The following is a 13340-nucleotide window of genomic DNA, read 5'->3' as shown; positions in this document are numbered from 1 at the left end:
TAGGTCGATCGAGGCTTCACGACAGAAGAGGCACACACATGGGCGAGACACATCAAAGCGATGCCGGCGTGCGCACACTCACGCACTACATCAACGGCAAGCCGCTGGAGAGCACGAGCGGCCGTTACGGCGACGTCTTCAATCCGGCCTTTGGCAAGGTCAGCGCGCGCGTGCCGCTCGGTTCGGTGGCCGAGGTGGACGCGGCCGTGGCCGCCGCGAACGCCGCCTTTCCCGCGTGGGCGGAAACCGCGCCCATCAAGCGCGCTCGCATTCTCTTCAAGTTCAAGGATCTGCTCGACCAGCATCACGACGAGCTCGCCGAACTCATCACGCGCGAGCACGGCAAGGTGTTCTCCGATGCGAAGGGCGAGGTGATGCGCGGCATCGAGGTGGTCGAGTTCGCGTGCGGTATTCCCAATCTGCTGAAAACCGATTTCACCGACCAGATCGGCGGTGGCATCGACAACTGGAATCTGCGTCAGCCGCTGGGCGTCGTGGCCGGTATCACGCCGTTCAACTTCCCGATGATGGTGCCGTGCTGGATGTTTCCGATCGCGCTCGCGTGCGGCAACACCTTCGTGCTGAAGCCTTCGGAGCGCGATCCCTCGGCGTCGCTGCGTCTGGCCGAACTGCTCAAGGAAGCGGGCCTGCCCGACGGCGTGTTCAACGTCGTGCACGGCGACAAGGTGGCCGTGGACGCGCTGCTCGTGCATCCCGAAGTCACCGCGCTGTCGTTCGTCGGCTCGACGCCGATCGCCGAGTACATCTACACGGAAGGCACGAAGCACGGCAAGCGCGTGCAGGCGCTGGGCGGCGCGAAGAATCACCTCGTCGTGATGCCGGACGCCGATCTCGACCAGGCCGTCGATGCGCTGATCGGCGCGGCCTACGGGTCGGCCGGCGAGCGCTGCATGGCGATTTCGGTGGCGGTGGCCGTGGGCCATATCGCCGACGAACTGGTCGAGCGCCTCACACCGCGCGTGAAGGCGCTTCAGATCGGCAGCGGCATGGACGGCGCCTCGGAAATGGGGCCGCTCGTCACGGGCGTGCATCGCGCGAAGGTGCAGGGCTATATCGAGGCGGGCGTGGCCGCGGGCGCGAAGCTCGTGGTGGACGGGCGCGGCCACAAGGTGGATGGCCACGAGGAAGGCTTCTTCCTCGGCGGCACGCTGTTCGACGGCGTGAAGACCGACATGACGATCTACAAGGAAGAGATCTTCGGGCCGGTGCTCGCGGTCGTGCGCGTGCCCGATTTCGCGAGCGCGGTCGAACTCATCAACGCCCATGAATTCGCCAACGGCGTGTCGTGCTACACGTCGGACGGCGGCGTGGCGCGCGCGTTCTCGCGGCAGATCAAGGTGGGCATGGTGGGCATCAACGTGCCGATTCCGGTGCCGATGGCGTGGCACTCGTTCGGCGGCTGGAAGCGCTCTCTGTTCGGCGATCACCATGCATATGGCGAGGAAGGCGTGCGCTTCTATACGCGCTACAAGAGCATCATGCAGCGCTGGCCCGACAGCATCGCCAAGGGCGCCGAGTTCACCATGCCGGTGGCGAAGTAAGCACGCGGGCGCCGGGCGGTTTTGCAAGCAGACCGAAGCATTTTCCGCCGCCCGGCGCAGCATTCGCAACAACCGCAGTACGCTTGAACACAAACAAAACGGCAGCAAGTCGAGCGGAGCCGTAGAAGGAGACAACCATGCCCGCAACGAGCGAATCTCAAGGAGCGCGCGGCGCGTCCTCGCGTCGCCTGGAAGGCGAATTCGACTATGTGATCGTCGGCGCCGGCACCGCGGGCTGCGTGCTCGCCAATCGCCTGACCGAAGATCCGGACGTTTCCGTGCTGCTCATCGAAGCGGGCGGCAAGGACGACTATCACTGGATTCACATCCCCGTTGGCTACCTCTATTGCATCGGCAATCCGCGCACCGACTGGCTGTACAAGACCGCCGCGGAAAAGGGGCTCAACGGGCGCTCGCTGGCGTATCCGCGCGGGCGCGTGCTCGGCGGCTCGTCGTCGATCAACGGCATGATCTACATGCGCGGCCAGCGCGAGGACTACGACAACTGGGCGCGCGAGACCGGCGATTCGGGCTGGTCGTGGGACAGCGTGCTGCCCGTGTTCCGCCGCAGCGAGGATCATCACAGCGGCGCGAGCGAGTTTCACGGCGCGGGCGGCGAATGGCGCGTGGAGAAGCAGCGCCTCAAGTGGCAGATTCTCGAATCGTTCGCGAGGGCCGCGCAGGAGCAGGGCATTGCCGCCACCGACGACTTCAATCGCGGCGACAACAGCGGCGTGGGCTATTTCGAGGTGAACCAGAAGCGCGGCGTGCGCTGGAACTCGGTGAAGGCGTTCCTGCGCGCGGCGATGAAGCGGCCCAATCTCGCGGTCGTCACCGGCGCGCTCACGCAGCGCGTGATCTTCGAGGGCAAGCGTTGCGTGGGCGTGGAGTATCGCGGCGATGTCGACTACGTCGCGCGGGCGAGGTGTGAAGTCATTTTGAGCGCCGGCGCCGTGAATTCGCCGCAACTGCTGGAGCTTTCCGGCATCGGCGACGCTGCGCGGCTCGCGCAACTCGGCATCGGCGTCGTGCAGGACCTGCGCGGCGTGGGCGAGAATCTCCAGGACCATCTGCAACTGCGCATGGCGTATCGCGTGAACGGCGTGCGCACGCTCAACACGGCCTCCGCGCATTGGTGGGGCAAGCTGATGATCGGCATGGAGTACGCGCTGTTCCAGAGCGGCCCGATGTCGATGGCGCCTTCACAGCTCGGCGCGTTCGCGAAATCGGACCCGAACGACCCCGCGCTCACGCGGCCCGATCTTCAATATCACGTGCAGCCGCTTTCGCTCGACCGCTTCGGCGAGCCGCTCCATCGTTTCAACGCGTTCACGGCTTCGGTGTGCAACCTGCGGCCCACGTCGCGCGGCAGCATCCACGCCGTATCGGCGGACCCGTCGCAGGCGCCCGCGATCGCGCCCAATTATCTGGCGACCGACCACGACCTGCGCGTGGCCGCCAATTCGTTGCGGCTCACGCGACGCATCGCGGCCTCCGCGGCGCTCGCGCGCTACGCGCCGCAGGAGATCCTGCCGGGACTCGCGTACCAGACCGAGGAACAATTGCGGGAGGCGGCGGGCAACGTCGGCACGACGATCTTTCACCCGGTGGGCACCTGCCGCATGGGCCGCGCCGACGACCCCGACGCCGTGGTCGACGCGCGCCTGCGTGTGCGCGGCGTAACGGGCCTGCGCGTGGTGGACGCCTCGGTCATGCCGACCATCACTTCGGGCAACACGAATTCGCCAACGCTGATGATCGCGGAGCGCGCCGCCGAGATGCTGCGCGCCGACCGGCGCGAAGGTGTGCGCATGGCAAAGGAGACCGCCGCCAACGCGCCGCTGACGACGGCCTGATGACCGCCTGAGGGGCGACGCGACGCCCGCGATTGCGTCGTTTTGACGACTATCTGGGACGCATGCGGAAGCGCTTCCGCGTGCGAGTTCCTGCACGCCTGTCATATTGTGGCTGCGCATCGATCTTGCACCGATGTTGCGCGTATCTTTCGTGAATCTGTCGTGAACATGCATTTACGGGATGGGTTCACCCTGTGGCGCTCCCTTAAGTGCAAATCCCAATGATTGCGGTGCATCATTGGCGAGAGAATTAGAAGATAGTCGGCAGGCGCGCGTTGCGCGCATCGGGAGGCGCGCCGCCATGTCCGCGCCGGACCCCACCGTGCAACGGGAGGCACGGACGGTCTCAAGTGTTACGCCTTACCACGCACGGAAGGGGACATGATTCTCGGCGACACGATTCTGGAAACGCGCGGACTCACGAAACAGTTCAAGGGCTTCACGGCCGTGAACGGCGTGAACCTGCGCGTTTGCCGCGGCTCGATCCATGCGTTGATCGGACCGAACGGCGCGGGCAAGACCACCTGCTTCAACCTCCTCACCAAATTCCTCGTGCCGAGCGCGGGGCGCATCGTTTTCAACGGCATCGACATCACGCACGAGCGGCCCGCGCAGATTGCGCGGCGCGGCATTATCCGCTCGTTCCAGATCTCGGCCGTGTTCCCGCACCTCACGGCGTTGCAGAACGTGCGCGTGGGCTTGCAGCGCTCGCTCGGCACCGCTTACCACTTCTGGAAGAGCGAGCGCTCGCTCGCGGAGCTCAACGACCGCGCCATGGACCTGCTCACGCAGGTGGGCCTCACCGATTTCGCCGACGTGCCCACGGTCGAGCTGGCCTACGGCCGCAAGCGCGCGCTCGAAATCGCCACGACGCTCGCGATGGAGCCCGAACTGATGCTGCTCGACGAGCCGACCCAGGGCATGGGCCACGAAGACGTGGACCGCGTGACGGCGCTCATCAAGAAGGTGTCGAGCGGGCGCACCATCCTCATGGTCGAGCACAACATGAACGTGATTGCGGGGATCTCCGACACCATCACCGTGCTTCAGCGCGGCGAAGTGCTCGCCGAAGGCAGCTACGCGGAAGTCTCGAAAAATCCGCTCGTCGCCGAGGCCTACATGGGCAGCGCGGACACGGCGCTCACGGGGGCGCACGCATGAACACGGTCACCGAACGCGAACCGCTCGCCGCCGCAGGCGCGGCCGAGGGCGCGAACGCGCTGGAAATCGCCGGGCTGCAAGCCTGGTACGGCGAATCGCACATTCTGCACGGCGTGGACCTGAGCGTCGCGCGCGGCGAGGTCGTCACGCTGCTCGGGCGCAACGGCGCGGGGCGCACGACGACGCTGCGCGCCATCATGGGCCTCACGGGGCGGCGCACGGGGTCGATCCGCGTGGGCGGGCGCGAAACCATCCAGATGCCCACCTATCGCATTGCGCATTGCGGCGTGGGCTATTGCCCCGAGGAGCGCGGCATCTTCTCGAGCCTCTCGTGCGAGGAAAACCTGCTCCTGCCGCCGCATATCGGCGTGAAGGGTGCGCAGGGCATGTCGCTCGACGAGATCTATTCGATGTTTCCCAATCTCGCGGAGCGTCGTCACAGCCAGGGCACGCGCCTGTCGGGCGGCGAGCAGCAGATGCTGGCCGTGGCGCGCATCCTGCGCACGGGCGCGAACCTGCTGCTGCTCGACGAGATTTCCGAAGGTCTTGCGCCCGTGATCGTTCAAACGCTCGCGCGCATGATCCTCACGCTGAAGGCGCGCGGCTACACGATCGTGATGGTCGAGCAGAACTTCCGCTTTGCGGCGCCGCTTGCCGACCGCTTCTACGTGATGGAGCACGGGCACATTGTCGAGCGCTTCGGCATTGCCGAACTCGAAGGAAAGATGCCGGTGCTGCACGACTTGCTGGGCGTTTAAGTTTCGGTCTGATTTTTGCACGGCGTGGCACGGGCGCCGCGCGAATCGTTTTGCCTCCGATGTTCATGGAGTGTTCCTGAATAACTACGCAACCAAAGAAGGAGACTGCAATGAAGAAAACCACGTTCGCGCGCCTCGCGGGCCTCTTTGCCGCATCGGCAGCTGCGATGGCGCTCAGCGCGGGGAGTGCGCAGGCTGCCGACGACGCGGTGAAGATCGGCTTCATCACCGACATGTCCGGCCTTTACGCCGATGACGACGGCCAGGGCGGTCTCACCGCGATCAAGATGGCCGTTGCCGATTTCGGCGGCAAGGTGCTCGGCAAGCCGATCCAGATCGAGTACGCGGACCACCAGAACAAGGCCGACATCGCCGCTTCGAAGGCGCGCGAATGGTTCGACCGTGACGGCCTGACCATGCTGCTCGGCGGCACGAACTCGGCCACGGCGCTGGCGATGAACCAGGTCGCGCAAGAGAAGAAGAAGGTGTACTTCAACACCGGCGCGGGCACGGACGCGCTGACGAACGAGCAGTGCACGCCGTACACGGTCCACTACGGCTACGACACGGTGGCGCTCGCGAAGGGCACGGGTCTCGCCGTGCTCAAGCAGGGCGGCAAGACCTGGTTCTTCCTGACCGCCGACTATGCGTTCGGCAAGTCGCTCGAGAAGAACACCGCGGACGTCGTGAAGGCGAACGGCGGCCAGGTGCTCGGCGAAGTGCGCCATCCGCTCTCGGCGTCGGACTTCTCGTCGTTCCTGCTCCAGGCGCAGTCGTCGAAGGCGCAGATCCTCGGTCTCGCGAACGCGGGCGGCGACACGGTCAACGCGATCAAGGCGGCCAAGGAATTCGGCATCAACAAGACGATGAAGACCGCGGCGCTGCTGATGTTCCTGCCCGACGTGCATAGCCTCGGGCTCGACACGACGCAGGGCCTCGTGCTTACGACCGGCTGGTACTGGGACCAGAACGACGACACGCGCAAGTGGGCGCAGCGCTACTTCGAGCAGACGAAGAAGATGCCGTCCGAACTTCAGGCGGCCGACTATTCGGCGGTGACGACCTACCTGAAGGCGGTGCAGGCGGCCGGCACGACCGATTCCGACAAGGTCATGGAGCAACTGAAGAAGACCAAGGTCAACGACTTCTATACGAAGGGCGGCTATATCCGCCAGGACGGCGTGCTGATCCACGACATGTATCTGGTCGAGGTGAAGAAGCCCTCCGAGTCGAAGAAGCCGTGGGACTACTACAAGGTGCTGCAAACCATCCCGGGCGAGCAAGCCTACACGACCAGGCAGGAGAGCAAATGCGCGCTGTGGAAGTAAGCGCGTTCGTGTAGATGCGGCAGTCGCATGCCGCGCCCGGCGCCCGGTTGGCGCGCAGGGCGCGGCATGATTGCGTAATCCGTTACTGGCGCGATGGCGTCTATGGGCGGCTTTCATGACGATTTTTGGCATTCCGCTTCCGGCAATGCTGAGCCAGTTGCTCCTCGGGCTCGTGAACGGCTCGTTCTACGCGATCCTGAGTCTTGGCCTCGCGGTGATCTTCGGCATGCTCAACGTGATCAACTTCGCCCACGGCGCGTTGTTCATGCTGGGCGCGATGCTCACGTGGATGGGGCTCGCGTATTTCAATCTGCCTTACTGGGCGATGCTCGTCGTGGCTCCCCTCGTGGTGGGCGCGTTCGGCATCGTGATCGAGCGCACGATGCTGCGCTGGCTCTATCGGCTCGATCATCTGTACGGACTCCTGCTGACTTTCGGGCTCACGCTCGTGGTGGAGGGCGTGTTCCGCTCGATCTACGGTTCGTCGGGGCAGCCCTATGACGTGCCCGACCTGCTCGCCGGCGCGACCAACCTCGGCTTCATGTATTTGCCGAACTATCGCGCATGGGTGGTGGTGGCCTCGCTCGCCGTGTGTTTCGCCACCTGGTTCGTGATCGAGAAGACGCGTCTGGGCGCGTATCTGCGCGCGGGCACGGAGAACCCCAAGCTCGTCGAGGCGTTCGGCATCAACGTGCCGCTTATGATCACGCTCACCTACGGCTTTGGCGTGGCGCTCGCGGCGTTCGCGGGCGTGCTCGCGGCGCCCGTGATCCAGGTGTCGCCGCTCATGGGGCAGTCGATGATCATCACGGTGTTCGCCGTGGTCGTGATCGGCGGCATGGGCTCGATCATGGGCTCGATCCTCACCGGCCTCATGCTCGGCGTGATCGAGGGCTTCACGCGGGTGTTCTGGCCCGAAGCCTCCGCGACCGTGGTGTTCGTGATCATGGCGATCGTGCTGCTGATTCGCCCCGCTGGCCTCTTCGGCAAGGAACGATGATGCAAAGAAAAGCGCTGTATGGTTTATTGCTGGCCGGCTTGATCGTCGCGCCGTTCGCGGGCATCTATCCGCTCTTCGTGATGAAGGTGCTGTGCTTCGCGATGTTCGCGGCGGCCTTCAACCTGCTGATCGGCTACACGGGCCTGCTCTCGTTCGGCCACGCGCTCTTTCTCGCGAGCGCGGGCTATACGACCGGCTACGCGATCCAGTCGCTCGCCTTCACGCCGGAGGCGGGCGTGCTCGCGGGCACGGCGGTGGCGACGCTGCTCGGCGTGGCGGTGGGCGTTTTCGCGATCCGCCGCCAGGGCATCTACTTCTCGATGGTCACGCTGGCGCTCGCGCAGATGGTCTACTTCGTCTTTCTGCAAGCGCCGTTCACGCACGGCGAGGACGGCTTGCAGGGCGTGCCGCGCGGCAAGCTGTTCGGCGTGCTGTCGCTCGACTCCGATCTCACGCTCTACTACGTCGTGCTCGTGGTGATGGTGCTGGCGTTCGGTCTGATCGTGCGTATCGTGCATTCGCCGTTCGGGCAGGTGCTCGTCGCGATCAAGGAGAACGAGCCGCGCGCAATCTCGCTAGGCTACGACACCGACCGCTTCAAGCTGCTCGCGTTCGTGCTTTCGGCGGGGCTCGCGGGGCTCGCAGGCGCCCTCAAGGTGCTCGTGCTCGGCTTCGAGACGCTCGGCGACGCCTACTGGACCATGTCGGGTCTCGTGATCCTCATGACGCTCGTGGGTGGCATGGGCACGCTCTTCGGGCCGCTGCTCGGCGCAACGCTGATTGTCGCGCTGGAGGACCGGCTGGGCGACATCGGCACGGCGCTCGCGCGGGGCACGGGCGTGGAGTGGTTCCGCTCGCTCGGTGAGTCCACAACGATCGTCACGGGGCTCATCTTCATCGCCTGCGTGCTGGCGTTCCGGCGCGGCATTGTCGGCGAGATCGTGGCGCGCGTGCGGCCGTTGCGCGCGTGAACGGGCGGTGCTGCCCGGCTTGTGCGGCGCGCGCTAGAATGATCGTCCCTCGCGCAACCATGTCGCGTTGCGGCATGACAGCGTGCCCCGCAGTGCGCCAATCGCGTGGCGACGCGCCCCATATCGGTGCCGCACTGCACCACTAGGGTAAATGCTAGTTGCCGGTGGGAGGGGTGAAGTTTAAAGTTGCACCTAGTTCTGATGCACCGAATTTGCAGGTGGAGAACGAGGAGACAACTGAGGCACCAAGTGCCCGGACAAGGAAGCGCTGTTGGATGAGAGTCCAACAGCGCTTTTTATATTTCTGCGCGCATTTTCGCGGATTATCTTTTCCCCAATTCAGTGCGTGCGATATTCACGCATTCTCGCCCGAATATTCCCCTTCCCTCAATTACGCGAATCGCGCTGTTTGGCGTGAAACGCCCGCCACGCATACGTTTGAGCGTTACGCAAAGCCAAGGCTTAATCCCGCGCGTTGTAAGCCACTGGAAAGCACTTGCCATTCGAATACGCAGACCGCTACACTCGCCATTCACCGACCATGCGGTCAGCATTTTTGCGTTGATATCCGGCAACCGATTATCGATTGGGCTGTGGGGTAATCGGCCGCGGTGCGCCACAAAATCCGTAGCAATAAAGAAAACGATTATCGAAGGAGTGGAGATGCAGTTGGTTTGGCGTTGGATGGGGGCGGCTTGCGTCGCGACCGGGGTGCTCGCGGCGACGGCCGGCGCGGCGTATGCGGACATCAAGATCGGCGTGACGCTGTCAGCCACGGGGCCAGCCGCCTCGCTCGGCATTCCGGAAAAGAATACGGTTGCGCTGCTGCCCAAGGAAATTGCGGGTCAGAAGGTCGACTACATCGTGCTGGACGACGCCACCGACTCCACGCAGGCGGTGAAGAACGCACGCAAGCTCACGAGCGAAGACCACGTTGACGCGCTGATCGGTTCGACCGTCGTGCCCAACTCGCTCGCCATGATCGACGTGGCCGCGGAAACCGCCACGCCGATGATCTCGATGGCCGCCGCGGCCTCGATCGTCGAACCAATGGACGCCAAACGCGCCTGGGTCTTCAAGACGCCCCAGAACGACGCGCTGATGGCCGGCGCCATCGCCCAGCACATGGCCGCGCACGGCGTGAAGACGGTGGCCTTCATCGGCTTCTCCGACGCCTATGGCGAGAGCTGGTACAAGGAATTCGGCGCGGCGGCCGCGAAGCAGGGCATCAAGGTCGTGGCGAACGAGCGCTTTGCGCGCAATGACGCTTCGGTCACGGGCCAGGTGCTCAAGATGATCTCGCAGCACCCGGATGCGGTGCTGATCGCCGGCGCGGGCACACCGGCCGCGCTGCCGCAGAAAACGCTCAAGGAGCGCGGCTACGCGGGCAAGTATTACCAGACGCACGGCGTGGCCAACAACGACTTCCTGCGCGTGTGCGGCAAGGACTGCGAAGGCACGTATCTGCCCGCAGGTCCGCTGCTCGTCGCCGACCAGTTGCCCGACTCGAACCCCGTGAAGCAATCGGCGCTGGCCTACAAGGCCGCGTACGAGAAGGCCTATGGCGCGGGCTCGATCTCGACCTTCGGCGGTCACGCGTGGGATGCGGGCCTCTTGCTCCAGCACGCCATTCCGGTTGCGCTGAAGGCCGGTCAGCCGGGTTCGAAGGCGTTTCGCGATGCACTGCGCGCCGCGCTCGAAAACTCGCACGACGTGGCGGGCGCGCACGGCATCTTCAACATGAGCGCGACGGACCACGCCGGCCTCGACCAGCGTGCCCGCGTGATGGTGGAGATCGTCGGCGGCAAGTGGAAGCTCGCCGGCGATTGAGCGTCGGCTGAATACCACACGGAACACGAACAAGGCACGCTCATTCGAGGTGCCTTTTTTGTTGCCGTTGCAACGGATGCACAACGGATTCGCAAGGAATTCGCAGCAGCAGGGAAGCAGCAAGGGCAGGGCGGTAAAGGAAGGGCAGGGAGCAGTCGATAAAGCGGAGAGCGCGTTCTATGCGGCGGCGGCTTGTGCAGCGCCGCAGGCAGGGAAAACCATGCATTACACGCGCGATCCCGATTACTACACTCAAGGGCCAGCGTCGATTTACGTAGATCATAGTGATTTCGATGTAGAGCGACGCCAGGATCAATCGACAACACGCAGACGAAGCGTTTGGAGACGCGCAATGAAAACGAAGAAATGGGTTTTGAGATCGATTAGCGCCGGACTCGCAGCGGCGCTGATGGGCACGGCGGGCCTTGCCGCCGCACAGGTGAAGATCGGCGTGACGCTTTCGGCAACGGGGCCGGCGGCGTCGCTCGGCATTCCCGAGAAGAACACGATCGCGCTGCTGCCCAAGGAGATCGCGGGCAAGAGCGTGCAGTACATCGTGCTCGACGACGCCTCGGACACGAGCAAGGCGGTGCAGAACACGCACAAGCTGATCGACGAAGACCATGTGGACGCCATCATCGGCTCCTCGGTCACGCCGAACTCGCTCGCGATGCTCGACGTCGTGTCGCAAGGCAAGACGCCGATGATTTCGCTCGCGGCGTCGGCGGCCATCGTCGAACCGATGGACGCGAAGCGCCAGTGGTCCTTCAAGACGCCGCAGAACGACAGCCTGATGGCTGACGCGATCGCCGGCTACATGGAGAAGCACGGCGTGAAGACGGTGGGCTTTATCGGCTTCACCGACGCCTACGGCGACAGCTGGTACAAGGAATTCGGCAACGCGGCCGCGAAGCACAACCTGAAGATGGTCGCGAACGAGCGCTACAACCGCACCGATTCGTCGGTGACGGGGCAGGTGCTCAAGCTGATGTCGGCGAACCCCGATGCGGTGCTGATCGCCGGTTCGGGCACGCCCGCGGCGCTGCCCGCGACGACGCTCAAGGATCGCGGCTACAAGGGCAAGATCTACCAGACCCACGGCGTGGCCAACAACGACTTCCTGCGCGTGTGCGGCAAGGACTGCGAAGGCGAACTGCTGCCCGCGGGCCCGATCCTCGTGGCGGACCAGTTGCCGGACTCGAACCCGGTGAAGAAGTCGGCGCTGGCCTACAAGACCGCCTACGAGAAGGCCTACGGCGCAGGTTCCGTGGCGACCTTCGGCGGCCATGCATGGGACGCCGGCCAACTGCTCGAGCGCGCGATTCCGGTCGCGCTCAAGGCGGGCGAGCCGGGCACCGAGGCGTTCCGCGTGGCGCTGCGTGCCGCGCTCGAAAACTCGCATGACGTGGCGGGTGCGCACGGCATCTTCAACATGAGCGCGACGGATCACGCGGGTCTCGACCAGCGTGCGCGCGTGATCGTGGAGATCGTCAACAACAAGTGGAAGCTGCAAGGCGAGTAACGCGCGGAGCACGGGAAAGCACGGCGTGCTTTCCCGTGAAACACACGCGCGCGCCACGGCGTCATTCTGGCCACCGAGAATGACGCACGAGCACGCCGGGGCGTGCACGGGCAAGCCCAAGCTCCGGCCCGTCCGGTGTGCGGCAAGGGCGCTGCACGCCGGCGTCACACACAGGTAGTCCTGACCGCGCATTCGCCGGTACTTTCTCGCATTTCCGTTTTTTCGACGTTGCTGTTTTTCCGGGTTCTCGCCGGGTTCTTATCGGGCTCCAGAAGGTTTCAGGAAGAGGGGAGTATGGATTTATCGATCGCCGCGATCCTCGCGCAGGACGGCATCACCACCGGTGCGATCTACGCGCTGCTTGCGCTCGCACTGGTGCTGGTGTTTTCCGTCACGCGGGTGATCTTCATTCCGCAGGGCGAATTCGTTTCGTATGGCGCGCTCACGCTCGCCGCGCTGCAATCGCAGAAGTTTCCGGCCACCTGCTGGCTGCTCGTCGCGCTGGGCGCGGCGTGCTTCGTCGTCGAGACGATCGGGCTCGCGCGTCACGCCGAGCGCCGCCGTCATGCGGCGCGCACGCTCGTTTCGCTCGCGAGCAAGTATCTGCTCTTTCCCATCGCGCTCTACGCGATCACGCGCGGCGTAGCGGGCCAGCCGTTGCCCATGCTCGTGCAGATCGCGCTCACGCTCGCAATCGTGGTGCCGATGGGGCCGTTCATCTATCGGCTCGCCTACGAGCCCATCGCCGAGGCGACCACGCTGCTCCTGCTGATCGTGGCGGTGGCGGTGCACTTCGCGATGGTGGGCCTCGGGCTCGTGATGTTCGGCGCGGAAGGCTCGCGCACCAATGCGTTCTCCGACGCCACGTTCAACATCGGCAGCCTCTCCATCTCCGGGCAGAGCCTCTGGGTGATCGGCACGGCGGCCGTGTTGATCGTCGCGCTGTATCTGTATTTCGACCGCACGATTTCGGGCAAGGCGCTGCGCGCGACGTCGGTGAATCGGCTTGGCGCGCGGCTCGTCGGCATCGGCACCACGCAGGCCGGTCGGCTCGCGTTCACGCTCGCCGCGGGCCTCGGCGCGCTGTGCGGCATTCTCGTGTCGCCGCTCACCACCATCTACTACGACTCGGGCTTCCTGATCGGCCTCAAGGGCTTCGTGGGGGCCATTATCGGCGGTCTGGTGAGCTATCCGCTGGCTGCGGCAGGCTCCGTGCTGGTGGGCCTGCTGGAGTCGTACTCGTCGTTCTGGGCGAGCTCTTATAAGGAAGTGATCGTGTTCACGCTCATCATCCCCGTGCTGCTGTGGCGCTCGCTCTCGACGCCGCACGCCGAAGAGGAAGAGGAGTGACG

The 13340-nt window shown here is 64.8% G+C and carries 10 protein-coding genes; all 10 read left to right on the top strand.

Annotated elements, in window-relative coordinates:
• Nucleotides 1-38 precede the first annotated feature (38 nt).
• The 10 genes from C7402_RS00950 (at nucleotide 39) to C7402_RS00905 (ending at nucleotide 13338) form a co-directional block, all read left to right on the top strand.
• A complete protein-coding gene (locus C7402_RS00950; RefSeq protein WP_112169975.1) occupies nucleotides 39-1562 on the top strand; it encodes a CoA-acylating methylmalonate-semialdehyde dehydrogenase in 1524 nt (507 codons plus the stop codon).
• 137 nt (nucleotides 1563-1699) lie between these two features.
• Nucleotides 1700-3418 carry a GMC family oxidoreductase gene (locus C7402_RS00945; protein WP_116609358.1) on the top strand — a complete coding sequence of 573 codons (1719 nt, stop codon included), beginning with the start codon at nucleotides 1700-1702 and terminating at the stop codon, nucleotides 3416-3418.
• Between the two features lie 381 nt (nucleotides 3419-3799).
• The gene (locus C7402_RS00940; RefSeq protein ID WP_112169973.1) at nucleotides 3800-4579 is read left to right on the top strand and encodes an ABC transporter ATP-binding protein; all 780 of its coding nucleotides are present in this window, start codon (nucleotides 3800-3802) and stop codon (nucleotides 4577-4579) included.
• Nucleotides 4576-5337, top strand: a complete 762-nt coding sequence (locus tag C7402_RS00935) for an ABC transporter ATP-binding protein (protein ID WP_112169972.1) — start codon at nucleotides 4576-4578, stop codon at nucleotides 5335-5337. The genes C7402_RS00940 and C7402_RS00935 overlap by 4 nt, the downstream gene beginning before the upstream one ends.
• Before the next feature lie 110 nt (nucleotides 5338-5447).
• Nucleotides 5448-6665: an ABC transporter substrate-binding protein gene (locus C7402_RS00930; protein WP_112169971.1), complete on the top strand. Its 1218-nt coding sequence runs from the start codon at nucleotides 5448-5450 to the stop codon at nucleotides 6663-6665.
• A 115-nt stretch (nucleotides 6666-6780) separates the two neighbouring features.
• On the top strand, nucleotides 6781-7665 hold the full coding sequence (locus C7402_RS00925) for a branched-chain amino acid ABC transporter permease (RefSeq protein WP_112169970.1): 885 nt from the start codon (nucleotides 6781-6783) through the stop codon (nucleotides 7663-7665).
• The gene (locus tag C7402_RS00920) at nucleotides 7665-8636 is read left to right on the top strand and encodes a branched-chain amino acid ABC transporter permease (protein ID WP_165841775.1); all 972 of its coding nucleotides are present in this window, start codon (nucleotides 7665-7667) and stop codon (nucleotides 8634-8636) included. The genes C7402_RS00925 and C7402_RS00920 overlap by 1 nt, the downstream gene beginning before the upstream one ends.
• A gap of 684 nt (nucleotides 8637-9320) precedes the next feature.
• Complete coding sequence (locus tag C7402_RS00915; RefSeq protein WP_372460550.1) at nucleotides 9321-10466, top strand: ABC transporter substrate-binding protein; 1146 nt, start codon at nucleotides 9321-9323, stop codon at nucleotides 10464-10466.
• A gap of 352 nt (nucleotides 10467-10818) precedes the next feature.
• On the top strand, nucleotides 10819-11988 hold the full coding sequence (locus C7402_RS00910) for an ABC transporter substrate-binding protein (RefSeq protein WP_116609355.1): 1170 nt from the start codon (nucleotides 10819-10821) through the stop codon (nucleotides 11986-11988).
• Nucleotides 11989-12282: 294 nt separating this feature from the next.
• Nucleotides 12283-13338 (top strand): branched-chain amino acid ABC transporter permease, encoded by a 1056-nt coding sequence (locus tag C7402_RS00905; protein WP_116609354.1) that lies wholly within the window; start codon nucleotides 12283-12285, stop codon nucleotides 13336-13338.
• Nucleotides 13339-13340 lie beyond the last annotated feature (2 nt).

The organism is Paraburkholderia unamae, from assembly GCF_003096875.1.
In the GTDB taxonomy this organism is placed as follows: Bacteria; Pseudomonadota; Gammaproteobacteria; order Burkholderiales; family Burkholderiaceae; genus Paraburkholderia; species Paraburkholderia unamae.
This window is presented reverse-complemented; position numbering and strand designations above follow the sequence as displayed.

Coding starts and splice junctions, on each gene's coding strand:
- C7402_RS00950 (WP_112169975.1), top strand. CDS start 39: ATGGGCGAGACACATCAAAGCGATGCCGGCGTGCGCACACTCACGCAC.
- C7402_RS00945 (WP_116609358.1), top strand. CDS start 1,700: ATGCCCGCAACGAGCGAATCTCAAGGAGCGCGCGGCGCGTCCTCGCGT.
- C7402_RS00940 (WP_112169973.1), top strand. CDS start 3,800: ATGATTCTCGGCGACACGATTCTGGAAACGCGCGGACTCACGAAACAG.
- C7402_RS00935 (WP_112169972.1), top strand. CDS start 4,576: ATGAACACGGTCACCGAACGCGAACCGCTCGCCGCCGCAGGCGCGGCC.
- C7402_RS00930 (WP_112169971.1), top strand. CDS start 5,448: ATGAAGAAAACCACGTTCGCGCGCCTCGCGGGCCTCTTTGCCGCATCG.
- C7402_RS00925 (WP_112169970.1), top strand. CDS start 6,781: ATGACGATTTTTGGCATTCCGCTTCCGGCAATGCTGAGCCAGTTGCTC.
- C7402_RS00920 (WP_165841775.1), top strand. CDS start 7,665: ATGCAAAGAAAAGCGCTGTATGGTTTATTGCTGGCCGGCTTGATCGTC.
- C7402_RS00915 (WP_372460550.1), top strand. CDS start 9,321: ATGGGGGCGGCTTGCGTCGCGACCGGGGTGCTCGCGGCGACGGCCGGC.
- C7402_RS00910 (WP_116609355.1), top strand. CDS start 10,819: ATGAAAACGAAGAAATGGGTTTTGAGATCGATTAGCGCCGGACTCGCA.
- C7402_RS00905 (WP_116609354.1), top strand. CDS start 12,283: ATGGATTTATCGATCGCCGCGATCCTCGCGCAGGACGGCATCACCACC.